The sequence below is a fragment of the Streptomyces sp. UG1 genome (assembly GCF_049974585.1).
In the GTDB taxonomy this organism is placed as follows: domain Bacteria; phylum Actinomycetota; class Actinomycetes; order Streptomycetales; family Streptomycetaceae; genus Streptomyces.
The window spans coordinates 214,803-239,109 of the sequence record NZ_JBNGGG010000005.1 but is presented as its reverse complement, the minus strand read 5'-3'; the positions used below and the strand labels follow the sequence as shown (position 1 = coordinate 239,109).

Sequence of the window (24,307 nt, the reverse complement as noted above, 5' to 3'; positions counted from 1 at the left end):
TTCAGAGTTTGTCGATGTCCAGGTTCGCGATGGCGGTCCGCGCCACCTCACGACCGCGGTCGGTGAAGTCGCCCTTGCCGGGGTAGTTGATGGTGAGCTTGTACATGTCCCCGGCGGAGGTCTTGTAGTAGAAGATCCTCATCTCGCGCGGGCGCGGGTTCTGGCTGTCGGTGGTCTTGTAGACGACGGTGTTCTCGGCGGCCGGCTTGCCCTGGTACGTGGTCTCACCCTCGGGCACGGTCGTCGCGCCCTCGGACATGCCGAGCTTGTAGTCGCCGCTCTCCTTGAATTCGCTGTTGTCGTCGTACATCTCGGCGGCCGCGGAGTCGGCGATGTTCCTGCTCGTGTCCTCGGCCTTCTTCTCCAGCGACAGGCCGATCCAGACGGCGCCGCTCTCGTCGGTGTACGTGACCCAGTGGTCGTCGTCCGACTTCTCGGGCTGGGCCCGCTTGTATCCGTCGGGCACCGCCAGCGTCGCGCCGAGCGCCTTCTCCTGCTGGGTCGTCCAGTGGTCCGGCAGCGGTCCCGCGAACGGGTCGGCGATCACCAGGTACGCCGTCGCCGCCGCCGCGACGACCGCAGCGCCGAGTCCCAGCAGGGCCTTGGGGCCCAGCCGGATGCCCGCCTTGACGCCCTCGGGGATCCGCACGACCTGCGTGGCGGCCTGGGCCGGCGGATCGGCCGCCTTCTCCAGCAGCGCTCGCGTCTGCGCGGCGTTCGGGCGGCGCGCCGGGTCCTTCTGGAGCAGGCCGTTGATGGCCTCGGCGAGCGGGCCCTGCGCGGCGGCGGGCGCCGCGGGCACGGCGTTGAGGACGGACTGGAGCGTCGCGGGCGTGTTGCTGCGCCGGAACGGCGAGACGCCCTCGGTCGCCGCGTAGAGCACGACGCCCAGGGACCACAGGTCGCTGGCCGGGCCCGGGCGCTGGCCCAGCACCCGCTCGGGCGCGATGTACTCGGGTGAGCCGACGAAGCCGCCGGTGTCGGTCAGGTTGGTCTCGCCCTCGATCTGGGCGATGCCGAAGTCGGTGAGGACGACGCGGTCGTGCCGGCCCAGCAGGACGTTGTCCGGCTTCACGTCGCGGTGCAGGATGCCCGCCGCGTGCGCGGCCTCCAGCGCGCCGAGCACTTCGAGGCCGATTCTCGCCGCGTCCCGGGCCCCGAGCGTGCCCTCCTGCAACGCGTCGCCCAGCGAACGGCCCTGCACCAGCTCCATCACGATCCACGGCCGGCCGTCCACGACCGCCACGTCATGCACGTTCACCACCGCGGGGTGGTCGAGCCGGGCCGCGGCGCGGGCCTCGCGGCGCATCCGCTCGAAGGCGTTGTCACGTTCGCGTTCGGGAAGATGATCCGGTACCCGGGGCTCCTTGACGGCGACCTCGCGGTCCACCGTCTCGTCCTTGGCTCGCCAGACCGTGCCCATGCCGCCGTGCCCGAGCTTGGCCAGCAGCCGGTAGCGGCCGGCTATCAACCGACCCGTGCCCGGGTCGGGGGTGGGGGTGGGCGCGGCGGGGGACGCAGGCCGGGCGGGCGCCGTCTGCTGCGGTACGGCCCCGGCGGGCGCCGCGTACGGGTTGTCCGGGTGCGGGACGGGCGCGGGCGGGTTCCGCTGCGGCGGTTGCAGTTCAAAACTCGTCGGCTCGTCGGACCGGTAAGGGGCTCCCCCGTTGCTGCTCATGGCTCCATCCATATCGCGGCGGGCGGTACGGGAGCCAGAGGGATCGCTTTCCGGTCACAGAGCCGTGACTCACAGTGCTACTTATCTCCCCTTTATTCGGAGTTGGCGGATTATTCGGAGTTGGCGGGCGCCGGAGCTGACGTACCCGTTGTGCCCGAAGTGCTCGGCGACGGAGACGGGGTGAGCGAGGGAGTCGGACCGGGCGTACGGGAGGCGGTCGCCGTACTCGGCCGTCCGACCGACGTGCCCGGCGCCGAACCGGTCGGCACCACACCCCCGTCCCCACCCCCTCTCACCAGCAGCGCCGCCGCCGACACCCCCGCCACCGCCACCGCGGCGACCAGCACGACCGTGGCCAGCACACTGCGGGTCGAGTACGGACGCTCCGCTCTGCTGAACCGTTTCGGCACGGAGGCGTGCCCCGTCTCCAGGAACTCCCGCAGCATCCGCTCCGCCGCCACCGCGTCCAACCGCAGCCCCGGGTCCCGCTCCAGCAGCCCCTGTACGACGGCCAGGATCGGCGCCGCCTGCGCGGGCGGACGTATCTCCTCGGCCACGACGGCGAGCACGGTGCCGCTCAACGAGTCGCGTCGGAACGGAGATTCGCCACTCAGGGCCGCACACAGCAGCGCCCCCACCGACCACAGGTCGGAGGCGGGGCCGGTGCCGCCGCCGGACATCCGCTCGGGCGCGGTGTACTCGGGCGAGCCGACGAAGGACCCGGACTCGGTGAGCGTGGGCGTGCCCGGCACCTGGGCGATGCCGAAGTCGGTGAGGACCACGCGGTCGGTGCCGTTCTCGATGACCACGTTGGCCGGTTTGATGTCCCGGTGCAGGACGCCGGCCGCGTGCGCCGTGCGCAACGCGTTCAGCAGGTCGGCGCCGATCCGGGCGGCCTCCGGCGCGTCGACGGGCCCGTGTGTCGCGATCCGGTCGGCGAGGGAGTCGCCGTCGATCAACTCCATGACGATGTAGGGGCGTTCGTCGTGCTCGACGATGTCGTGGACGACCATGACGTTCGGGTGGCTCAACTGTGCCACCGCCTGGGCCTCGCGCAGCGTGCGCTCGCGCTGCCGCCGGGACTCCACCGCGGAGAGCGTCTCGTCGAGGGGCAGCTCCTTGACGGCCACCTGCCGTCCGAGCAACTGGTCGGTCGCCCGCCACACCACACCCATGCCGCCGCGACCGAGCCTCGCCTCGAGGCGGTAACGCCCCGCGATCACACGGAAATTGGCGCTCTCGGTCCCCATGCGCCCCATCATGCCGCACCGGATGGATCGACTCCGGGGCGCCGATCGGCCAACTATGCAAAGGAGCAAACGACTTCAAAAGCCGCCGGTGCCGGCCTGGAAGGCCGCCCCTTCGAGACTCAGGTACCGCTCGCCTGCCAGCCCTTGAGGACCGCCGAGAACTGCTTGCGCTTCGTCGCCCAGTCCGACTCCGGCGTGGACATGAGGATCGCGTACTCCGTGCCGTCCCGGTCGATGTACGCCTGGTCGATGGCGCGGCGCGGCCCGGGGAAGGGCGAGTCCTTGGCCAGCTGGGTCCACGTGTACTCCCACAGGGAGCCCTCGCGGTCGCGGTAGAGGTTCTTCTTCAGCGACACGGTCGCGTAGTCGACCAGCCTCGGCCTCAAATAGTCGTCCAGGTCACGCTGGTGGTCGTAGGCGTTCGCGAAGTCGGGCGAGGTGTCGACGGCGATCCGGACGAAGTGCTTGCCGCCGTCGGGCGTGTAGTCGACCTGCTGGAGACCCTCGAACTCCTTGCCGACCACCTCCCGCTCCCAGCCCTTGGGCAGATAGAGGCTGAAGCCGAGGGGGTCCTCGTAGCGCTCCCAGGACGCCGGAACGCCTCCCTCCGGGCGCGGCGACTCGCTCGCCGTGGGACCGGGCGTGACCGAGGCCGAGGTGCCGCCGCCGTCCTTGGGCCCCCACTCCTGCAGCGCTACCGCGGTCCCGCCGCCGACGATCGCGGCGAGGGCGACGACGAGGGCGAACGTGCGCAGCTTCCGGCGCTTGCGGGCCGGCGGGGCGGGCGGGGCTCCGGTGCCGGCGCCTGTGCCGCCTGTGTCGTACGGTCGGCCGATCGTCGTCGGACCGGCCATCGGGGGGTACGGCGTGCCGGTCGCCGCGGTCGCCGCCCCGGTGGCCGCGGGCGCGCCGGCGTGCCCGCGGCCCGTGTGCGCCTCCGGCGTGTGCCCGGCACTGTGCGCCTCCGGCTCGTACCGGGTGTGCTGCGTCGGCACGTACACCTGCGCCGCGCTCGGCCGCCGCCCCTCCGCAGCCTCGGCCAGCATCTGCTCGGCCTCGGCCGCGCCGGGCCGGGTGGCCGGATCCTTGCGCAGCAGGGCGGTGATCACGGGCCCGAGCGAGCCGGCGTGCTGCAGATCGGCGGCCTCCTCCTCGACGACCGCCTGCATGGTGCCCAGCGGCGAGGTGCGGCGGAACGGCGAGCGGCCCTCCACGGCCGTGTACAGCGTCGCGCCGAGCGCCCACAGGTCGGAGGCGGGGCCCGGGTCGTGGCCGCGGACGCGCTCGGGGGCGAGGTAGTCGACCGAGCCGACGACCTCTCCGGTGCGGGTGATGGTGGTGTCACCCTCGATCTGGGCGATACCGAAGTCGGTCAGCAGGACGCGGCCGTCGTTGGCGGAGATCAGCACGTTGCCGGGCTTGACGTCGCGGTGCAGGACCCCCGCGGAGTGCGCGGCGCGCAGGGCCCGCAGCACCCACAGGCCGATCCGGGCGGCCTCGGCCGGCTCGACGCGTCCGCGCTCCTTGACCGCGTCGGCCAGCGAGTACCCCTCGACCAGCTCCATCACGATCCACGGCCGGCCGTCGTGCTCCAGCACGTCGTGCACGGTGACGACGGCCGAGTGGTTGATGCGCGCGGCGGCGCGGGCCTCCGCGCGCGTGCGCGCGAGCAGCCGCTCCTGGTCGCTCTCGGAGACGTAGAGCGCGGCGGTCAGCTCCTTGATCGCCACCGCCCGGTGCAGCACCTCGTCGTGGGCACGCCAGACACGGCCCATACCGCCGCTGCCGATCGCGTCGGCGAGCCGGTAGCGACCCGAAACGAGCTGGCCCTGCATCTGATTCACGTTGCCCCGCAATGGTCTTGACAGGGTCAGGGTAAGGACCGGCCGACGCGACCGGAACCACGGGGGTGCCAAGGAGACCGCACTGTGATGGTTGTCGCTTTCGGCAAACGGAAGCAACCATCACCCTGCGTCCGCGGGCACAATCACCCGGTGACCTGGTACGTCGCCGACGCCTGCTCGAACAGCCGGGTCACCTCGTCCCGCTCGGCGTCCGGACCGCGCAACTGCACCACGTGGTACCGCCCGCCGATCAGGATCGCGAGATTGCGCACGAACAGCTCGCGCCCCTGGTCGTCGGTCCAGGTGAACTGCCCCTCGGCCATGACCCGCTCGCCGACCCGAATGGTCTTCAGCCCACCGGAGGAGGCCCAACTGGAGTCGCGGTAGGGCTGCAACTCGCGCTCGTGCTCCCGCTGGTAGACCATCGGGTCGCTGCCGTACCGGTCCGTGGTGTCCCGCCCCGGTACGACGATGAGGTCGAAGTCGCCGTGCGAGTACACGACCTGCCCGCTTCCGTTCTTCGGCGTGCGGTTCCAGCCGTTGGCGACGGCGACCTGGAAGCCGGCGTCGTCCTTGCGCAGGGTGAAGCCGTCGGGGACCTCGGGGCCGTTGGTCTGCGGCTCCGTGGAACCGGCCGACTCCGTGGGACCGCCGTCGGACTCCGGGGAGGTCTGGTCGGGCCGCGGCTCACTGCTCGCCTCGGCGGAGCCCTCGGGCTCGGCCTGGTCGGCCTGGCCCGCGGCACCGGTGCGGCCGGCGTCCGCCGTGGCGCCGTCGCCCTGGCCGGCCTTCGGCATGAACAGCATGGCGTACGCGATCGCCGCGGCCATGCCCAGCAGCACGAGCACCAGCAACGTACGCCCCAGCCTGCGGGGCGAGGGCGCCGCCTCCCGTTTGGCCCGCTTGTGCCGCCCGTGGTGCGCGGGCAGCCCGGCCCGCCGCCGGCGCACCAGCTCGCCCCGGCGGCGCACGATCGGCAGCCGGTTCGGGTCGACCGGCGGCGCGGCGACGACATACGTACCGGCATCCGGCTCGGGCGCCGACCGCACCAGCGACCGCAGCCAGCCCCGCAGCTCCTCGAAGTCGAGGCGCTCGGTGGGGTCCTGACGCAGCAGCGACTCCACGACCGGCCTGAGCGGCCCGCACTCCTCGGCGAAGGCGGGCGGCTCCGCGCACACCATCTGCACCAGCTCGGCCGTCGACTCCTCCGGATACGGCGCGTGCCCCTGCACGGCCCGGAAGAGCAGCGCCCCCAGCGCCCACAGATCGGTCGCGGGCCCGATCGGCGCGGCGAGCTGCCAGTTCTCGTGCACGGGCCCGGCCTGCTCCGGCGCCCACCGCTCGGTCACGGGCCCGACCACAGCCATCCGCGCCTGCCGCGCCCGCTCCGCGGCGAGCGCGGTGGTGGGACCGCGGGTGCCCCGGTGGCCGGGGGTGCCGGGGGTGCCAGCCACGAGGTCGTTCCAGCGGGCCGGGGGCGGGGTGCCGGTGCCCTGTGCGGGGGAGGCTGTGGTTCCGGCTGCGGGCAGACCACCCTCGGGGAGACCATCGGGCCCGGGAGCGGGGGCGGCGCTGGGAGCTGGGAAGCCTCGAACACCGGGGGTGAGCGGACCGCCCTCGGAGAAGCCACCGGCTCCCTGAGCAGGACCACCGGGCCCCGCGAAGCCCCGAACACCGGGAGCGGACGAGCCCGCCTCGCGCTCAGGGGCCGGAATCCCGCCGCCGGGACGCCCACCGAAGCCCGGGGCGGGTGAGCCTGCCCCGCCCTCACGGGCCGGAATCCCACCACCAGGGCGCCCGCCGAAGCCGGGAGCGAGCGGGTCGCCCTCGGAGAAGCCGCCGGTCGGCAGCCCGCCGAAGCCCGGTGCGGGCGGGTCCTCGCCGGGACGTGTACGGAACCCCGGCGGGGTGCCCTGGCCCGCCGGTGGCAGTGCCGTGCGCTCGGGGCCCTCTTCCGTCGGTGTGCCACCGGCTCCGATACGCGACGCGGCACCGTGCCAGGGCATGGCCTCCACGCCGTACGGGTCGGCGATCTGCCCCGGCGGCGTCGTGCCACTGTTGCCGGGGGCGTAGGGCTGCTGCCCCGGCGACGTCGCGCCACCGTTGCCGGGGGCATACGGCTGCTGCGCCGCGCCGTTGGTCTGGGACGCGGGGCCGCCTTCGGGCTCCGGGCGGGCGCCGGGCAGCGCGACGCGTCCGTTCTGCCGGCCTTCCTGCACCCGGGCCGCCGCACGGGCGCCCGCCCGATACGCGGCGATCGCCCCGGCCCGCGCGGCCCTGATGTCCCCGCCGGTCTCCAGCGCACCGCCCGGCGCCTGCCCCGCGGCCCCGGTCCCGTCGCCCTCATCGGCCGCGGCCACCGGCAGCCCGCCCGCCGCACGCGCCTCGATCGCGGCACGCCGGGCAGCCTCCGGATCCGTACCGTCGATGCCGGGCCCACTCACCGAGGCGGCCCCCGGGCGCTGTCCGGCCGGCCCGACACCGCCCCCGCCGCCAAAGCCTCCGCCAGGAGCCGGCCCGCCGCCCGGGGCCGCGCCACCCCCGACCGCCACGGCCCCGCCGCCCGCGCCGCCGTCACCGTCCTCGGCCGGCACCGGGTCGTACCCGCACAGCGCCTCCTCCGCGGCCCCGGCCGCGAGCCCGGTCAGCATGACCCGGCCGTCGTCGCAGACGAGCACCGTGCGGGCGGTGATGTTGCGGTGCACCCAGCCATGCGCGTGCAGCACCCGCAGCGCCATGAGCACGTCGGAGGCGACCTCGGCCGCCCGATACGGCGTCAACGGCTGCTCGGCGAGCAGTGCGGCCAGCGGACGCGCGGCCACCAACTCGCTCACTATCCACAACGAGCCGCCCTCGGCGAACACGTCGAAGACCTGGTCCAGCCGGGGATGGTCGGGGATCCGCGCCGCGGCCTGCGCCGCCTCGACCGCCCGCCGCACGGCGGGGTCACTGGGCCGGCGCGTACTCGAACGCGCCGCGGGCCGCCGCCCCGCCCCGCGCTCCCCGGCGTCCCGTGCGGTGAATCCGTCGGGCAGCCCTTCGGCGTCCAGCACCTCCGCCTCGACGACTTCGGGCAACGGCACCTGCCGGACGAGGACTTCCTGCCCGCTGTAGGTGTCGAAGGCGCGGGTCTCGGTGAGTTCGTACTCGTCGGAGGGCGGCAGCGGCAGGCGGTAGCGGTCGGCGAGCACACGCCCCGCGTATTCCTCCACGTTGCCTCCCCCGGCCGCCATGTCAGTCAATTCCGTTCGTCTTGCGTCCCGTTCCGGACGCACGACTGGATGCGCACGGTCCGCAAGCTTTCACGATACGTGCCGGAGGCAACCCGCAAAGAGGGGTTGCCGGATCTCACGGCTCAATCCCCGTCTCCACGGGCCCAAACCCCGCAGCGGCTCACTTCACGACTTCGGCTTGAACGAATCGGTCAGCGTCTTCCAGGTGTCCTTGCGAAGATCACTGCCCCAGTCGGCATCCTTCGCGGTGTACATCAGCGCATATCCGAGCTGGTCGTTCACGACGAACCCACGGTCGATCGTCCGGTACTTCGTGCCGCCCTCGACATAGGTGAACTCCCAGTCGGCAGTGTTCCAGCCGTTGAAGTCCACCGCCTCTATGCGGATCCTCTTGTACTGCGAGCGCGTCATGTACTGCTCCTGGTTCTTCCAGTCCGCCACCGGCTCTTCCTGCGGCGCGGACGTCCAGGCGACGAGCAGCTTCTGCCCGTCAGGACCCGTGAACCGGTCCCCCGCGTCGTCCGTCGACCGGTACTTCCACCCCTCGGGCAGCCCGATCGAGTACCCCTGACTGCCGTCGTACGTCAAGACGGCCCCACTGCCGCCGCCGGACCCCGCCTCGGCACCGCTCCCACCGGTCGCGCTCGCCTCGGCACTCGGCGTCGTCCCCGCACCGGAACCGGACTCCGACCCGGAGCCGCTCGTCGCGGACTCCTCGCCGTCCGTACGAGTACCGTCCTCCTCGTCCTTCTTGGTGTCGGCACTCTCGCTCGCCTTGGCGGAGGGCTTGCCCCCGCCACCGCTCGCCGCCCCCGTCGAGTCACCGCCGTCACGCAGCGCGATGGCCAGCACCACACCGATCACGGCGAGCGCCACGACCACCGCGATGATCACCAGCGTCCGCTTCGGCACCACATCCGTGAGCGGCGCTCGGGGCACCGGCCGCGGCGGCAGATCCGGCGGCGGCACGACGGGCCACCCCGAACTACGACCCCCACTCTGCCCGTTCCCACTCTGCCCATCCCGCTCACCACCGGCATTCGCGGCCGCGGCCTTGGCACCGGCACTGGCACTGGCACTGGCACTGGCACTGGCACTGGCACTGGCACCCAAGGCTGAGCCGGAACCGGAAGCGTCGCCGTTCCCGGCCCCGCTCCCGCCCCCGTCACCGGAGGCACGACCCGCTCCCTCGCCCCGCGACGAGGCCCCGACCCCGGCCCCGGCCCCGTCCGCCACCGTGGACGATCCACCGGACGCCGCCGTACCGCCCGACTCGGAAGCCGCCTTCTCGCCCCCGGACTTGCTCCGAGCGGCAGCCGCCCCGGCCGCCCCCGCACTCACCGCGGCCTTCCGCACGGAACGAAACGCCCCGCGCAACCGCTCCCCGGCCTCCTCACCCCGCTTGCCCACCGCCGCCGACCCGGCATCGGCACCGGAACGTCCTTTGTCCCCCTTGCCCTTGGACCCGTCGGGCTGCGGCGGCAACGGCACGACCTTCGTCGCGTCCACCGGCTCCGGCTCGGCCTTGGGCCCGGGTCTGTGGATGACGGCGTTGAGCATCGCCCGCGCACCGGCGTCGTCCAGCCGCTTCTCGGGGTCCTTGGTGAGCAGGCCGTAGATGACGTCCTTCAGCGGCCCCGCGTTCTTCGGCTCCTCCAGCGGCTCGGTCATCACCGCCGTGAGCGTGGCGATCGCCGAGCCCTTGTCGTACGGCGGCACGCCCTCGACCGACGCGTACAACAGCCCGCCCAGCGACCACAGGTCGGCCGCGGGGCCCGGCTTGTGGCCGCGCGCCCGCTCCGGGGAGATGTAGGAGGGCGCGCCGACGAGCATGCCGGTCGAGGTGATGGACGGGTCGCCCTCGACCTGGGCGATGCCGAAGTCGGTGAGCACGACCCGGTCGGAGTCGGACTCCAGCAGGACGTTCGACGGCTTCACGTCGCGGTGCAGGATGCCCTCGCGGTGCGCGGAGCGCAGCACGTCGAGCACCGCCAGGCCGACCTCGGCCGCCCGCTTGGGCTCCAGCAGGCCGTCCTCCCGGATGACCTCGGCGAGCGACTTGCCCTCGACGAGTTCCATCACGATCCACGGCCGGTCGTCCTCGTCGACCACGTCGAACACCGTCACCGCGCTGTTGTTGCGGATCCGCGCGATCGCCTTGGCCTCACGCAGGGTGCGCGTGATCAGCCGCCGCTTCTCCTCCTCGTCGATGTTCGACGGGAACCGCAGCTCCTTGACGGCGACGGTCCGCCCCAGCGTCTCATCGACGGCACGCCACACCGTGCCCATACCGCCTCGGCCGAGGACCCCACCCAGCCTGTACCGCCCCGCGAGGAGACGTTCAAGGTCGTCCTGACGAGTGTCCTGACGAGATGTCCCCGCCCGCTCCGCCTCCGACATGCGTCCCCTCATACAACCCGCCCTGACAGAGCCTCCATTGTCTCTCACCCGACAAGTGCCCGGCGCCCAGGGTGCCCCTCGAACCGCCGCCCGACCGCACGGCCCGAACGTCCCGGCCCCGTGGCGACCGAGGCCCGCTGAACCGCACGTTCCGCCACCCGGCATGATGAGCCCTCGACGAGGAGAGGAACGCGTATGGCGCGACCGGCGATGCCGCCGCTGCGGACACCACTGGCCGTTCCTGTGCTGCTGACCCTCCTCGGCCTGGTCTCCCCGGCACTCCTCGCCGTGGCGCCGATCTCCTGGTCGGCCCTCAACGCCTCCTCGGTGTCCAGGCCCCCGGCGACGAACGCCCTCCTCGCGCGGGTCGTCACCCGGGGCGAGGCCCCCGCGGCGGCCCTGCTGACCCGCGGGCAGACGGACAGCCGTTACGTCCGGGCGGGCCACGGCATCGCCCGCACCGACCACTTCCGCGCCGGCAGCATGACGAAGACCTTCATCGCGACGGTCGTACTGCAATTGGCCGCCGAGCGACGGCTGTCCCTGTCCGACTCGGTGGAGCAGCACCTGCCGCACCTGGTGCGCGGGGCGGGCAACGACGGGCGCGCGCTGACCCTTCGTTCCCTGCTGACCCACACCAGTGGCCTGTACGACTTCACCGCCGCGACCAGGGGCACCGTCCCCGTGACGCCCCTTCAGGCCGTACGCATCGCGCTCACCCACTCCCCGGCCGACTCCGGCCGCTTCTCCTACTCGAACACCAACTACGTGCTGCTCGGCCTGGTCGTCGAGCGGGTCACCGGCCACTCGTACGCCGCCGAGGCCGAGCGGCGCATCATCGCTCCGCTGGGTCTGACCGGCACCTCCTTCCCTGGATCCCGCACCTCGCTTCCCGCTCCGCACGGCCGCGCCTACTCCACCGGCGGGGCCGATGTCACCGAACTCGACCCGCGGGTGGCGGGCGCCGCCGGCGAGTTGGTGACCACGCTCGCCGACCTCGACCGCTTCTACGCCGCCCTGCTCGGCGGCCGTCTGCTGCCCTCGCACTGGCTGCGCGAGATGCTCGACACCCGTGCCGCACACGGCTCGTACGGCATGGGACTCTTCCCCGTGAAACTGCGCTGCGGCACCGTCGTATGGGGGCACAACGGGCGCATCTCCGGCAGCTACGTGCGCTCCGCGGCCACCGTCGGCGGTCGTCGCGTCCTGACCTTCCGGGTGAACACGACGGCGATTGCAGATCCCGGCCTCGAACCCCGGCTGCTCGCCGCCGAGTTCTGCCCTCGCACCAGGTAGAACGGCCGAGGTTCGAGCGGAGATCCCAACTCCAGCCACCCGTTCGGGTGACGTTCGCCCGCTGCAGCTGCGCAGGCGCACGACGACGCAGGGCACACGACGACGCCAGCCCATGACGGCAAAGACCTACGGCGGCAATGACCTGCGACGGCGAAGACCTGCGGCGGCAAATACAGCCCGGTCGGGGTCTTCGGCCTACGGCGGCGCAGCACCTGCGACCGCCCAGCACCCGCAACGGCGCAGCACCCGCGACGCCCCAGCCCTACAACGGCACGATGTCCGGCGCCCCCAACCGCGCCGCGTCCGCTGTCAGGTCGTCCGGCTGCCGCTGCGACTCCCGCTCGGCCTCCACCCGCTTCCGGTAGTGCTCGATCTCGCGCTCGATGTGGTCCTGGTCCCAGCCCAGCACCGGCGCCATCAGCTCGGCCGCCTCATGCGCGCACCGCGTGCCCCGGTCGAACGTCTCGATCGAGATGCGGGTGCGCCGCGTCAGCACGTCGTCCAAATGGCGCGCCCCCTCGTGCGAGGCGGCGTAGACGACCTCGGCGCGCAGATAGTCGTCGGCGGAGTGCAGGGGCTCGCCCAGCGCGGGGTTCGCGGTGATGAGTTCGAGCACCTCCTCCGCGAGCGCCCCGTACCGGTTCAGCAGATGCTCCACGCGGACCACATGAAGCCCCGTCCGCGCCGCGATCCGCGCCCGCGCGTTCCACAGCGCCCGGTACCCCTCCGCCCCCAGCAGCGGGATGTCCTCCGTCACGCACTCGGCGACCCGCATGTCGAGCCCGTGCACCGCCGCGTCCACCGCGTCCTTGGCCATCACCCGGTACGTCGTGTACTTGCCGCCGGCCACGACGACGAGCCCCGGCACGGGGTGCGCCACGGTGTGCTCGCGCGAGAGCTTGCTGGTCGCGTCCGACTCCCCGGCGAGCAGCGGCCGCAGTCCCGCGTACACACCCTCCACGTCGTCCCGGCTCAGCGGCACCGCGAGCACCGAGTTCACGTGTTCCAGCAGGTAGTCGATGTCCGCGCTGGACGCGGCCGGGTGGGCCTTGTCGAGGTCCCAGTCGGTGTCGGTGGTGCCGATGATCCAGTGCCGGCCCCAGGGGATGACGAACAGCACGGACTTCTCGGTGCGCAGGATCAGCCCGGTCGAGGAGTGGATGCGGTCCTTGGGCACGACCAGGTGGATGCCCTTGGAGGCGCGCACGTGGAACTGCCCGCGCTCCCCCACCATCGACTGGGTGTCGTCGGTCCACACCCCGGTCGCGTTGACGATCTGCTTGGCGCGGACCTCGTACTCCCCGCCCGCCTCGACGTCCTGCACGCGGGCCCCGACGACACGCTCGCCCTCGCGCACGAACGCCGTCACCCGCGCGCGGTTGGCGACCTTCGCGCCGTAGGCCGCCGCCGTGCGCACGAGCGTGGCCACATAGCGTGCGTCGTCCATCTGGGCGTCGTAGTACTGCAACGCCCCGACCAGCGCGTCCTTCCTCAGCGCGGGGGCGACGCGCAGGGCGTGACGGCGGGTCAGGTGGCGGTGCACGGGCAGGCCCCGCCCATGGCCGCGGGCCATCGACATGGCGTCGTAGAGCGCGACGCCGGAACCGGCGTACAGGCGCTCCCAGCCCTTGTGCTGAAGCGGATACAGGAACGGCACCGGCTTCACCAGATGCGGAGCCAGCCGCTCCAGCAGCAGTCCGCGCTCCTTGAGGGCTTCCCGTACGAGGACGAAGTCGAGCATCTCCAGATAGCGCAGGCCGCCGTGGATCAGCTTGCTGGACCTGCTGGACGTGCCCGAGGCCCAGTCGCGGGCCTCGACCAGGCCGGTGGACAGTCCGCGCGTCGCCGCGTCGAGCGCCGTGCCCGCGCCCACGACACCGCCGCCCACGACCAGTAGGTCCAGCTCGCGCTCGGCCATTGCCGCCAGTGACTCGGCGCGCTCCGCCGGCCCCAGTGTCGCTGTCCTCACCGCTGCCTCCCGCTCATCGGTCGGTCAGGCCGCACCCGTCGGGCGAAGCCCGGTTCGAACCCCCCATGCCCAAATTCTGACCGCGTCGCCCGACTTCAGCCACCACGTACCCCCAGCCTGTGGACAACACTCAAGGAAACGCGATCATTCAATCCCGCAAATCGGTCATATTTACTCCTAGTCTGACATTGCGCTCCCTCGTCCTGTCCACAGGGGTTGCGCACCTGCCCCGCTTCGGTTACTGGGAAGGACGGCCCACGCCATGCCCGCAGATCTCGCCGTCATCGGACTAGGCCCGTACGGCCTGCCCCTGGCCAAGGCCGCCGTCGCCGCCGGCATCCCCACGCTCGGCTACCGGACCGGTCCCGAGTCCGGCTCCCTCAGCCCCGCCGAACTGCGCCGGATGCTCTCGGGGGGCTTCCGGCACGCCACCAACCCGGCGGAACTCGGCCGCGTGCGCACGGCCGTCATCTGCCCGCCCACCCCACGCGGCGCGGACGGCGGGCTCGACCTCAGCCAGTTGGAGACCGCCGCCCGCACCCTGGCCGCACAGCTCCGCCAGCACACCACCGTCATCCTGGAGTCGCCCGTCCCCCCGGGCACCACCGAGAACGTCCTGTGCCCGCTGCTCGAAGCGGGCTCCGGGATGCGCGCCGGCCGCGACTTCCACCTGGCCTACTCCCCCAGCCGCGTCGACCCCGGCAACCGCCACTTCACGCCCGCCAACACCCCCAAGGTGATCGGCGGCCTCACATCCGCGTGCACCGAGTCGGCGGCCGCCTTCTACGGCCGGCTCACCGACAAGGTGGTACGCGCGCGTGGCCCGCGCGAGGCGGAGACCGTACAGGTCCTGGAGACCAACTTCCGGCACGTCAACATCGCCCTCGTCAACGAAATGGCCGTCCTCTGCCACGACTTGGGCGTCGACCTGTGGGACGTCATCCGCTGCGCCGAGACCAAGCCGTTCGGCTTCCACGCCTTCCGCCCCGGCCCCGGCGTCGGCGGCCACGCCGTCCCCCAGGACCTCACCGGCCCCGCCGGCCGCACCCTGCGCATGGTCGAACTGGCCCAGCAGGTCAACAGCCAGATGCCGCGCTACGTCATCCAGCGCGCCGCCACCCTCCTCAACGAGCACGGCAAGTCGGCCCGGGGCGCGCGCGTGCTGCTGCTCGGCGTCACCTACAAGCCCGACCTCGCCGACCAGCAGTCCACACCCGCCGAGGAGGTCGCGGTCCGCCTGCTGCAACTGGGCGCCTCCATCAGCTACCACGACCCGTACGTCCCGTCGTGGAACGTCCTGGACCGTCCGGTACCGCGCGCGGACGCACTGTACGAGGCCGTGGCGGAGGCCGACCTGACGATTCTGCTTCAGCAGCATCGGACGTATGACTTGCAGGGGCTGTCGGTTAAGGCGCAGCTTTTGCTGGATACGCGGGGGGCTGCGCCTACGGGGGCGGCGCATCGGTTGTGAAGGGGGGCGCGTGGGGTGCGTGAAATGCCGGGGTTGGTGGCGTGGAGCATTCGGCGCCGGTACCGTGGGAAGCAGGTGGGGCCAATGCAGCCGGTAATGCAGTACTGCGGAGGCTCCCGGGCGATTCACGGAGTGTCCACCCCTAGTTCTCATAGGGGTGGCCGCTCGCCACTGAAAAGGTGGAGCCCACCGCAGAGGGCACTGCAGCGGGCTCCTAGCCGTTAAGCAGAGTGTCCACCCCTACGTCTCTTAGGGGTGGCCGCTCAGCGGCCGTAAATCCACAAGATGCACCTCCTCCGGAACTTCACCAGCCGAAGCCAAGTGCGATCCCAGCGGGTGGGCTTGCGGTGACGGCCCATGGGCGCGCCCCCTTCCACGATGCCGCCCATATGCCCGGTAGGCGGTCCGTTTGGAGCTCGGGCCGGGCCCCGAGGGCCGGGGTCCGGAACATCTCCTTGGAAGGGGGCGCCCCAGAGAGCTTGGGGCGCCGATCACCGACACTACCGCCCCCCTTCGCCCGTTCAGCCCACATTCGCCCCAAACACAACCACGCGCCCCCTCCCCCGCAACGCGCCCCCACCCAGCCCCACTTGGGCACACAAAAGGGCCGGTCACCCCACCCGGAGTGACCGGCCCTTCCCTGACGTATCTGGCGTAGCCGTACCGGCTACCGCGTGTGCTGCGAGTCCGCCACCGCGACCTCCACCCGCTGGAACTCCTTCAGCTCGCTGTACCCGGTCGTCGCCATGGCCCGCCGCAGCGCCCCGAAGAAGTTCATCGAGCCGTCCGGTGTGTGCGACGGCCCCGTCAGCACCTCCTCGACCGTGCCGACCGTCCCCAGGTGCACCTTCTTGCCGCGCGGCAGCTCCTCGTTCACCGCCTCCATGCCCCAGTGGTAGCCCTTGCCCGGCGCGTCCGTGGCACGTGCGAGCGGCGAGCCCATCATCACGGCGTCCGCACCGCAGGCGATCGCCTTGGGGAGGTCGCCGGACCAGCCCACGCCACCGTCCGCGATCACATGCACATACCGGCCGCCGGACTCGTCCATGTAGTCGCGGCGGGCGGCGGCCACGTCCGCGACCGCCGTGGCCATCGGGACCCGGATGCCCAGCACGTTGCGCGTGGTGTGCGCCGCGCCGCCGCCGAAGCCGACGAGCACGCCCGCGGCACCGGTCCGCATCAGGTGCAGGGCCGCCGTGTACGTGGCGCAGCCGCCGACGATCACCGGGACGTCGAGTTCGTAGATGAACTGCTTCAGGTTCAGCGGCTCGTGCGAGGACGAGACGTGCTCCGCCGAGACCGTGGTGCCGCGGATGACGAAGATGTCCACACCCGCGTCGACGACCGCCTTGGAGAACTGCGCCGTGCGCTGCGGGGAGAGCGCGGCGGCCGTGACCACGCCCGAGTCGCGCACCTCCTTGATGCGCGCGCCGATCAGCTCCTCCTTGATCGGAGCGGCGTAGATCTCCTGGAGGCGGCGCGTGGCGGCCTCGGTGGGCAGCTCGGCGATCTCGTCGAGCAGCGGCTGCGGGTCCTCGTACCGCGTCCACAGGCCCTCGAGGTTCAGCACGCCGAGGCCGCCGAGCTCGCCGATGCGGATCGCGGTGGCCGGGGAGACGACCGAGTCCATGGGGGCGGCCAGGAAGGGCAGCTCGAAGCGGTAGGCGTCGATCTGCCAGGCGATGGAGACCTCCTTCGGGTCCCGCGTACGGCGGCTGGGGACGACGGCGATGTCGTCGAAGGCGTACGCCCGGCGGCCGCGCTTGCCGCGCCCGATCTCGATCTCAGTCACGTCTGTGGCCTTTCCCTGATGCGTTGCAGCGTCTTCCAGTATCGCCGACGGGTACGACAAGGGCGGCCCTGGAGGTTCCGGGGCCGCCCTCGGGAAGCCTGGTGCCTACTTGCTACGGCTGTAGTTCGGCGCCTCGACCGTCATCTGGATGTCGTGCGGGTGGCTCTCCTTCAGGCCCGCCGACGTGATCCGTACGAAGCGGCCCTTGTCCTGGAGGTCGGGAACCGTCCTGCCGCCGACGTAGAACATCGACTGGCGCAGGCCGCCGACGAGCTGGTGGACGACCGAGTGCAGCGGGCCACGATAGGGCACCTGGCCCTCGATGCCCTCGGGGACGAGCTGCTCGTCGGAGGCGACGCCCTCCTGGAAGTAGCGGTCCTTGGAGAACGACTTGCGGTCACCGCGGGTCTGCATGGCGCCGAGCGAGCCCATGCCGCGGTACGACTTGAACTGCTTGCCGTTGATGAACAGCAGCTCGCCCGGGGACTCCTCGCAGCCCGCGAGCAGCGAGCCCAGCATCACGGTGTCGGCGCCCGCGACCAGGGCCTTGGCGATGTCGCCGGAGTACTGCAGGCCGCCGTCGCCGATGACCGGGATGCCGGCCGTCCTGGCGGCGAGCGATGCCTCGTAGATGGCGGTGACCTGCGGCACGCCGATGCCGGCCACGACCCGGGTCGTACAGATGGAGCCGGGGCCGACGCCGACCTTGATGCCGTCCACGCCGGAGTCGATGAGCGCCTGGGCGCCGTCCTTCGTGGCGATGTTGCCGCCGATGACGTCGACGCCGGACGAGTTGGACTTGATCTTGGCGACCATGTCGCCGACCAGGCGGGAGTGGCCGTGCGCGGTGTCCACGACGATGAAGTCGACGCCGGCCTCGATGAGCGCCTGGGCGCGCTCGAAGGCGTCACCGGCGACGCCCACCGCGGCGCCGACGAGCAGGCGGCCCTCGGCGTCCTTGGCGGCGTTCGGGTACTTCTCCGCCTTGACGAAGTCCTTGACCGTGATCAGGCCCTTGAGGATGCCCTGGTCGTCGACCAGCGGCAGCTTCTCGATCTTGTGCTTGCGCAGCAGCTCCATGGCCTCGACGCCGGAGATGCCGACCTTGCCGGTGACCAGCGGCATCGGCGTCATGACCTCGCGCACCCGGCGGCTGCGGTCGCTCTCGAAGGCCATGTCACGGTTGGTGACGATGCCGAGCAGCTTGCCCGCGGGGTCGGTGACCGGGATGCCGCTGATGCGGAACTTGCCGCACATCGCGTCGGCCTCGGCGAGCGTGGCGTCCGGGTGGATGGTGATCGGGTTGGCCACCATGCCGGACTCGGAGCGCTTCACCAGGTCGACCTGGTTGGCCTGGTCCTCGATGGAGAGATTGCGGTGCAGTACGCCGACGCCGCCCTGGCGGGCCATCGCGATCGCCATGCGCGACTCGGTGACCTTGTCCATGGCGGCGGACAGCAGCGGGATGTTGACCCGCACGTTCTTGGAGACGTACGAGGCGGTGTCGATCTCGTCGGGTGCCATGTCCGACGGGCCCGGCAGCAGCAGCACGTCGTCGTAGGTCAGCCCGAGGGTTGCGAATTTGCCGGGCACTCCGTCGACGTTGGCAGTCATGACACCTTCCCCAAATGGCCTTGATCGGTGCGGATGTCCATGCTAACGGGAAGCACGGGTGTCACATTCCACGGTTCGGTACGGCTGCGGGCTTCGTATGTTCGTACGGAACCGAGGAGAAGCCTGTTCATTCAGGGGCGCACACAAGGGAGCGCTACTGCTCGGCCAGTGCGCGCAGCCTGCTCAGCGCCCTGTGCTGGGCCACCCGGACCGCTCCGGGTGACATTCCCAACATCTGTCCCGTCTCCTCGGCCGTCAAGCCGACCGCGATCCTCAGCAGCAGCAGCTCCCGCTGGTTCTCGGGCAGGTTGGCCAGCAGCTTCTTGGCCCACTCGGCGTCGCTGCTGAGCAGTGCCCGCTCCTCCGGGCCGAGGGAGTCGTCCGGGCGCTCGGGCATCTCGTCCGAGGGCACGGCCGTGGATCCGGGGTGCCGCATCGCCGCCCGCTGCAGGTCCGCGACCTTGTGCGCGGCGATGGCGAAGACGAACGCCTCGAAGGGGCGCCCGGTGTCCCGGTAGCGCGGCAGCGCGAGCAGGACGGCGACGCAGACCTCCTGGGCGAGGTCCTCGACGAAGTGGCGGGCGTCGCCAGGAAGGCGGGACAGTCTCGTGCGGCAGTAGCGCAGGGCCAGGGGGTGGACATGCGCGAGCAGATCGTGCGTGGCCTGCTCGTCGCCGTCCACGGCGCGATGGACGAGTGCACCGATCGCCCCTGCGGCTTTGGCCGCCTCGTCGTCGCGCATCGGTCCATGGTGCCCTGCGCCCGTACGGTCCGTGGCATCGCGCCCGATGTTGTGCACCGAAGCGTTATGAGCAGGTGCGCCGGAACTCATCCCCTGCGCCCTCCCCTTCCGCTCGACCGACTCGTCCCCGAGAGACTCCACACCTCAAGGATGCGGCATCCGCGCCGAAACGAGCAGCGGGCACCGTCAGGCCCGATTGACCGGCCCCGCAGCCGCGCCCCTTAAGGGGCGCGGGGCAGCATCGATCTGCGGCTACCGCCGCGTGGGCGCGACCAGCCACGACAAACCCTCGGCCGCCGGACGACACAACACGACACCCACGGTGGGGCGCTTAACGAACCAGACCCCACCGGAACCCGAGCGCCACCGCATGCGCCCGGTCCGAAGCACCGAGCTTCTTGAACAGCCGCCGCGCATGCGTCTTGACCGTGTCCTCGGAGAGAAACAGCTCACGCCCGATCTCGGCGTTCGAGCGCCCGTGGCTCATGCCCTCGAGCACCTGGATCTCGCGCGCCGTGAGCGTCGGCGCCGCGCCCATCTCGGCGGACCGCAGCCGCCGCGGGGCGAGCCGCCAGGTCGGATCGGCGAGGGCCTGCGTGACGGTCGCCCGCAACTCCGCGCGCGACGCGTCCTTGTGCAGATACCCACGCGCACCGGCGGCCACCGCGAGAGCGACCCCGTCCAGGTCCTCGGCGACCGTGAGCATGATGATGCGCGCACCGGGGTCGGCGGACAGCAGCCGCCGCACGGTCTCGACGCCGCCCAGTCCGGGCATGCGTACGTCCATCAGGATCAGGTCCGAGCGGTCGGCGCCCCAGCGGCGGAGGACTTCCTCGCCGTTGGCCGCCGTCGTCACGCGCTCGACGCCGGGCACGGTCGCGACCGCGCGGCGAAGCGCCTCTCGGGCAAGCGGGGAGTCGTCGCAGACGAGGACGGATGTCATGGCCGCCCTCCGCAGCTGATGCACGTCACCTTGAGCCTCCAGGCTGGTACGAAATCGTCACCTGTGCGGTCGACCGTCTCGGACGCGTGCCCGAGCGCTTGTTGCTTCAACCGCCTCCGCCCTCTCAACGACGGTCACTCGAAAGAGTTACGGGGGCATGTGCCGTCTTCGGCACTCTACGTGAGGGGACGGACACGGGGCAGACATGCACGGCGGACCCTCAATGTTTCATCACAACCCGTGCCCCATTCAGCCCTTTTTCTTCCTGTTTCTTGGCGTTTGGGGCTAGATTCGCAATGAGTCATATTTTCATCTCCTTAGATCGTAGATGTACGGTCGTAGACACCGTATCCGCCCAGAACGGCTGCAAGGGGTCACGCAATGGCAGATTTCTCCCGCCTTCCCGGACCGAACGCGGACCTGTGGGACTGGCAGCTGCTGGCTGCCTGCCGCGGGGTGGACAGCTCGCTCTTCTTTCATCCGGAGGGCGAGCGCGGTGCGGCTCGGAGCGCTCGAGAGAACTCGGCCAAGGAGGTCTGCATGAGGTGCCCCGTGCGCGCGCAGTGCGCGGCGCACGCGCTGGCGGTACGCGAACCGTACGGCGTCTGGGGCGGCTTGACCGAGGACGAGCGCGAGGAGCTCATGGGGCGGGCACGCAACCGGCTGGTGTCGGCATCGACGACCAGCGGCGAGGCCGGTCCGAACACCTGAAGGAACGTTTCTGCAATCAGGGCACGCGCGCGCGTGCCCTTCCTTCTGCCTTAGCGGGCGGCGGCCCGTGCCAGTTGCTCCAGCGTCGCCGCGACGGCCGGGACCTGCGCGAGGTCGGGCAGGGTGAGCGCGACGATCTCCCGGCGGACGGCCGGTTCCAGCGTCAGCATGCGCGCGCCCCGTGGCCGTACGGACTCGACGGCGAGCTGGGGCAGGACCGCCACGCCCAGGCCGGCGCCCACCAGGCCGACGACCGCCGGATAGTCGTCGGTGGCGAAGTCGATACGGGGGGTGAAGCCGGCGCCCTCGCACACCTCGACCAACTGTCCCCGGCAGCGCGGGCACCCGGCGATCCACGGCTCGGCCGCGAGCTCCCCGATGGCGACGGACCCCGCGCGCGCGAGCCGGTGCCGTTCCGGTACGAGTCCGACGAGACGGTCCGTCAGCAGGGGACGGACGACGAGGTCGTCCCACTCCCCCTCCTGGGCGGCGCCCTCGTACCGGAAGGCGAGCGCCACATCGCAGTCGCCCTCGCGCAGCAGCTCGACGGACTTCGGCGGCTCGGCCTCCTCCAGGGAGACGCGGGTGCCGGGGTGCGCGGCGCGCAGGGCGGCGAGGGCGGTCGGGACGAGGGCGGAGCTGCCACTGGGGAAGGAGACGAGGCGTACGCGTCCGGCGCGCAGGCCGGCGATGGCGGCGACCTCCTCTTCGGCGGCGGTGAGTCCGGCCAGGATTCCGGCGGCGTGCCGCACCAGGGCCTCGCCGGCCTGAGTCAGCCGCATCTCGCGCCCGCTGCGGACCAGCAGGGGTGTGCCGACGGACGCCTCCAGGGCCTTCATCTGCTGGCTCACGGCGGGCTGGGTGCAGCCCAGCTCGCGCCCCGCCGCGGAGAAGGAGCCGGTGGCGGCGACGGCGCGCAGCACGCGGAGATGACGGGCCTCGATCACAGCTAGAGCATAAGGGAGCCTTGGGTATGCCGCGGGATAACGCATGGACGCTTTGACTGCTGGTCGCCTACCGTGCCTTCATGAAGCTTCTGTCTGTGAACCTGGGCCGCCGTAAGCATGTGCCGTACACGGACCACCCGGAGGGCGTGACCGGCATCGACAAGCAGCCGGTGGAGGGGCCGGTGCGGCTGGCGGCGCCCGGGCCCAAGGGGACCGGTGGGAGCGGCGTGGCCGGGGACGAGGTGTGTAGCCTGCGCCATCACGGCGGGGACGACCAGGCCGTGTACGCGGTGGCGCGGGAGGACCTCGACGACTGGGAGCGCGAGCTGGGGCGCCCGCTGGCGAACGGCGGCTTCGGCGAGAACCTCACGACATCCGGGCTGGACGTCTCCGGCGCGCTGATCGGCGAGCGCTGGCGGATCGGCTCGGCGGTGGTTGTGGAGGTGACGTCCGGCCGGATTCCCTGTCTCACCTTCCAGGGCCATGTGGGTGAGAAGCAGTGGGTGAAGCGGTTCACGGCGAAGGGTGCGCCGGGCGCGTATCTGCGGGTGATCGAGCCGGGCGAGATCAAGGCGGGGGACGCGCTGGAGATCATCCACCGGCCGGACCACGACGTCACGGTGGCGCTTCAGTTCCGGGCGGTGACGACGCACCGCGAGCTGCTGCCGCGGTTGCTGGCGGCGGGCGAGGCGCTGCACCCCGAGTCGCTGGAGACGGCGCGGAAGTATGTGGCGCAGCACGGCGCCTGACGGTACGACAGCTCCGGCCCCGAGGCCGGCCGGCCGGGCGCCGCACGGCTCCTAGGGGGAAACCCCGTGAGAGCGGCGGGGGTTGGCTCGGGGTGGGCCGGGGGACGACCCGGATGTTCGGCGGGCGGCGGGCGAGGACGCTCGAAGCATGTCTCGCGTCAAGCGTGTCCTCATCGTTCTCGGCTCCGTCGTCACCGTCGTCGCGCTGGCCGTCGGCGGCCTGTTCGCCTGGCTGTGGACCGGCGCCGACGTCAGCACGGTCGGCAAGGCGTCGTTCGACAACGCCCTGGCGATACCGCCGCTGGCCGAGTCGACCGTCGACGAGGACGGCACGCGCGTCTTCGACCTGCGGATGCGCGCGGGTGAGACGGAGTTCGAGGACGGGGTGAAGACCCCGACATGGGGGTTCAACGGCTCCTATCTCGGCCCGACGCTCCGTGCGACGCGCGGCGAGAAGGTCCGCGTGCGCATAGCGAACGGACTGGACGAGGCATCCGGCGTGCACTGGCACGGCATGCACCTGCCCGCGCGGGTGGACGGCGGCCCGCACCAGATGATCGCCGCCGGCGGCACCTGGACCCCGCACTGGACCGTGGACCAGCCGGCCGCGACGCTCTGGTACCATCCGCACCCGCACGGTGCGACCGAACGGCATGTGCGCAAGGGCCTGGCCGGCATGTTCATCCTCGACGACGAGAAGTCCGGGGAACTCGCCCTGCCGAAGCGGTACGGCGTCGACGACCTTCCCGTCATCGTGCAGGACGTGCGCTTCGACGGCGCGAAGCTCGACGGCGGCCGCAGGATGATGCAGAACGTGGGTTTCCTCGGCGACCGGACGATGGTCAACGGCACGCTGCGCCCCTACCGGGAGGTCGGCGACGAGCTCATACGGCTGCGGCTGCTCAACGCCTCGACCGCACGGACGTACGCCTTCGGTTTCCCGGACGACCGCGCCTTCTCCCTGATAGCCACGGACGGGGGTCTGCTGGAGCGGCCGGAGTCCATGGACCGTGTCCAACTGTCACCGGGTGAGCGCGCCGAGATCGTCGTGCAGATGCGGGCGGGTGAGCGCGTGATGCTGCGCAGCTTCCCGCAGGACAACTACGGGGACGGCTGGCAGCGGCGGTTCGGCGGCGGCGACGACTCCTTCGACGTGCTGGAGCTGCGGGCGGCCGAAGCGCTGCGCCCTTCACCCGCGATACCGGCCGCGCTGGGCGAGTCGGAGACGCCGGACGGCACGGATGCGGTGCGTGGGCGGCACTTCGATCTGAAGCGGTCCGGTATCAACGGGCGGGCGATGGACATGGGCCGCGTCGACGAGACGGTCACGCGGGGGACGACGGAGGTGTGGACGGTCCGCAACGGCAACGGCATGCCGCACAACTTCCATGTGCACGATGTGCAGTTCCGGGTGCTGGAGGTGGACGGTCAGGCGCCGCCGGCCGCGCTGCGCGGTCCGAAGGACACGGTGTTCGTGCCGCACGGGACGACCGTGAAGCTGGCGCTGCACTTCACCGGGCCCGCGGATCCGGAGTCGCCGTACATGTATCACTGTCATCTGCTGTACCACGAGGACGAAGGAATGATGGGCCAGTTCGTGGTGGTCGACAAGGGGCAGCGGGCGTCGGGGCACCGGCACGGCTGAGCGGGGAGCGGAAGCATCCGGTC

The 24,307-nt window shown here is 71.7% G+C and carries 16 protein-coding genes; 5 read left to right on the top strand and 11 right to left on the bottom strand.

Going from position 1 to position 24,307, the window contains the following annotated elements; all coding sequences use genetic code 11:
* Position 1 precedes the first annotated feature (1 nt).
* The 5 genes from ACP4J3_RS08025 to ACP4J3_RS08005 all read right to left on the bottom strand — a co-directional run bounded on the left by ACP4J3_RS08025 (position 2) and on the right by ACP4J3_RS08005 (position 10,405).
* Positions 2 to 1,678, bottom strand: coding sequence for a serine/threonine-protein kinase (locus tag ACP4J3_RS08025; protein ID WP_426531846.1), 1,677 nt, complete (start codon positions 1,676 to 1,678; stop codon positions 2 to 4).
* Between the two features lie 110 nt (positions 1,679 to 1,788).
* Complete coding sequence (locus ACP4J3_RS08020; RefSeq protein WP_426531844.1) at positions 1,789 to 2,928, bottom strand: serine/threonine-protein kinase; 1,140 nt, start codon at positions 2,926 to 2,928, stop codon at positions 1,789 to 1,791.
* Between the two features lie 119 nt (positions 2,929 to 3,047).
* Entirely contained in the window at positions 3,048 to 4,763 is a 1,716-nt protein-coding gene (locus ACP4J3_RS08015; protein ID WP_426531842.1) for a serine/threonine-protein kinase, read from the bottom strand.
* A 152-nt stretch (positions 4,764 to 4,915) separates the two neighbouring features.
* Entirely contained in the window at positions 4,916 to 7,984 is a 3,069-nt protein-coding gene (locus tag ACP4J3_RS08010) for a protein kinase (protein WP_426531933.1), read from the bottom strand.
* A gap of 186 nt (positions 7,985 to 8,170) precedes the next feature.
* Complete coding sequence (locus ACP4J3_RS08005) at positions 8,171 to 10,405, bottom strand: serine/threonine-protein kinase (protein WP_426531840.1); 2,235 nt, start codon at positions 10,403 to 10,405, stop codon at positions 8,171 to 8,173.
* A gap of 210 nt (positions 10,406 to 10,615) precedes the next feature.
* Here ACP4J3_RS08005 and ACP4J3_RS08000 point away from each other — a divergent pair, with 210 nt between their 5' ends.
* On the top strand, positions 10,616 to 11,701 hold the full coding sequence (locus ACP4J3_RS08000; RefSeq protein WP_426531931.1) for a serine hydrolase domain-containing protein: 1,086 nt from the start codon (positions 10,616 to 10,618) through the stop codon (positions 11,699 to 11,701).
* 262 nt (positions 11,702 to 11,963) lie between these two features.
* On the opposite strand, the gene ACP4J3_RS07995 is transcribed toward ACP4J3_RS08000, so the two are convergent.
* The gene (locus ACP4J3_RS07995; protein ID WP_426531838.1) at positions 11,964 to 13,670 is read right to left on the bottom strand and encodes a glycerol-3-phosphate dehydrogenase/oxidase; all 1,707 of its coding nucleotides are present in this window, start codon (positions 13,668 to 13,670) and stop codon (positions 11,964 to 11,966) included.
* A 262-nt stretch (positions 13,671 to 13,932) separates the two neighbouring features.
* On the opposite strand from ACP4J3_RS07995, the gene ACP4J3_RS07990 reads away from it, so the two are divergent.
* Positions 13,933 to 15,141, top strand: coding sequence for a nucleotide sugar dehydrogenase (locus ACP4J3_RS07990; protein ID WP_426531836.1), 1,209 nt, complete (start codon positions 13,933 to 13,935; stop codon positions 15,139 to 15,141).
* A gap of 667 nt (positions 15,142 to 15,808) precedes the next feature.
* Here ACP4J3_RS07990 and ACP4J3_RS07985 read toward each other — a convergent pair.
* The 4 genes from ACP4J3_RS07985 to ACP4J3_RS07970 form a co-directional block, all read right to left on the bottom strand.
* Complete coding sequence (locus tag ACP4J3_RS07985; protein ID WP_426531834.1) at positions 15,809 to 16,933, bottom strand: GuaB3 family IMP dehydrogenase-related protein; 1,125 nt, start codon at positions 16,931 to 16,933, stop codon at positions 15,809 to 15,811.
* A gap of 105 nt (positions 16,934 to 17,038) precedes the next feature.
* Complete coding sequence (gene guaB / locus ACP4J3_RS07980; RefSeq protein WP_426531832.1) at positions 17,039 to 18,547, bottom strand: IMP dehydrogenase; 1,509 nt, start codon at positions 18,545 to 18,547, stop codon at positions 17,039 to 17,041.
* Between the two features lie 154 nt (positions 18,548 to 18,701).
* Positions 18,702 to 19,289, bottom strand: coding sequence for a sigma-70 family RNA polymerase sigma factor (locus ACP4J3_RS07975; RefSeq protein WP_190072542.1), 588 nt, complete (start codon positions 19,287 to 19,289; stop codon positions 18,702 to 18,704).
* Positions 19,290 to 19,620: 331 nt separating this feature from the next.
* Positions 19,621 to 20,232: a response regulator transcription factor gene (locus tag ACP4J3_RS07970; RefSeq protein ID WP_003948568.1), complete on the bottom strand. Its 612-nt coding sequence runs from the start codon at positions 20,230 to 20,232 to the stop codon at positions 19,621 to 19,623.
* A gap of 381 nt (positions 20,233 to 20,613) precedes the next feature.
* On the opposite strand from ACP4J3_RS07970, the gene ACP4J3_RS07965 reads away from it, so the two are divergent.
* Entirely contained in the window at positions 20,614 to 20,943 is a 330-nt protein-coding gene (locus ACP4J3_RS07965) for a WhiB family transcriptional regulator (RefSeq protein WP_194041875.1), read from the top strand.
* A gap of 50 nt (positions 20,944 to 20,993) precedes the next feature.
* Here the strand turns inward: ACP4J3_RS07965 and ACP4J3_RS07960 are convergent, their stop codons facing one another.
* Complete coding sequence (locus ACP4J3_RS07960; RefSeq protein ID WP_426531829.1) at positions 20,994 to 21,890, bottom strand: LysR family transcriptional regulator; 897 nt, start codon at positions 21,888 to 21,890, stop codon at positions 20,994 to 20,996.
* An 80-nt stretch (positions 21,891 to 21,970) separates the two neighbouring features.
* Between ACP4J3_RS07960 and ACP4J3_RS07955 the strand changes: the two genes are divergently transcribed.
* Both ACP4J3_RS07955 and ACP4J3_RS07950 read left to right on the top strand, forming a co-directional pair.
* Positions 21,971 to 22,639, top strand: coding sequence for an MOSC domain-containing protein (locus tag ACP4J3_RS07955; protein ID WP_426531827.1), 669 nt, complete (start codon positions 21,971 to 21,973; stop codon positions 22,637 to 22,639).
* Positions 22,640 to 22,787: 148 nt separating this feature from the next.
* Positions 22,788 to 24,284, top strand: coding sequence for a multicopper oxidase family protein (locus ACP4J3_RS07950; protein ID WP_426531825.1), 1,497 nt, complete (start codon positions 22,788 to 22,790; stop codon positions 24,282 to 24,284).
* Positions 24,285 to 24,307: the final 23 nt, after the last annotated feature.

Coding starts and splice junctions, on each gene's coding strand:
- ACP4J3_RS07965 (WP_194041875.1), top strand. CDS start 20,614: ATGGCAGATTTCTCCCGCCTTCCCGGACCGAACGCGGACCTGTGGGAC.
- ACP4J3_RS07950 (WP_426531825.1), top strand. CDS start 22,788: ATGTCTCGCGTCAAGCGTGTCCTCATCGTTCTCGGCTCCGTCGTCACC.
- ACP4J3_RS08000 (WP_426531931.1), top strand. CDS start 10,616: ATGCCGCCGCTGCGGACACCACTGGCCGTTCCTGTGCTGCTGACCCTC.
- guaB (WP_426531832.1), bottom strand. CDS start 18,547: ATGACTGCCAACGTCGACGGAGTGCCCGGCAAATTCGCAACCCTCGGG.
- ACP4J3_RS08015 (WP_426531842.1), bottom strand. CDS start 4,763: ATGCAGGGCCAGCTCGTTTCGGGTCGCTACCGGCTCGCCGACGCGATC.
- ACP4J3_RS07970 (WP_003948568.1), bottom strand. CDS start 20,232: ATGACATCCGTCCTCGTCTGCGACGACTCCCCGCTTGCCCGAGAGGCG.
- ACP4J3_RS07975 (WP_190072542.1), bottom strand. CDS start 19,289: ATGCGCGACGACGAGGCGGCCAAAGCCGCAGGGGCGATCGGTGCACTC.
- ACP4J3_RS07990 (WP_426531836.1), top strand. CDS start 13,933: ATGCCCGCAGATCTCGCCGTCATCGGACTAGGCCCGTACGGCCTGCCC.
- ACP4J3_RS08025 (WP_426531846.1), bottom strand. CDS start 1,678: ATGAGCAGCAACGGGGGAGCCCCTTACCGGTCCGACGAGCCGACGAGT.
- ACP4J3_RS08005 (WP_426531840.1), bottom strand. CDS start 10,405: ATGTCGGAGGCGGAGCGGGCGGGGACATCTCGTCAGGACACTCGTCAG.
- ACP4J3_RS08020 (WP_426531844.1), bottom strand. CDS start 2,928: ATGGGGACCGAGAGCGCCAATTTCCGTGTGATCGCGGGGCGTTACCGC.
- ACP4J3_RS07955 (WP_426531827.1), top strand. CDS start 21,971: ATGAAGCTTCTGTCTGTGAACCTGGGCCGCCGTAAGCATGTGCCGTAC.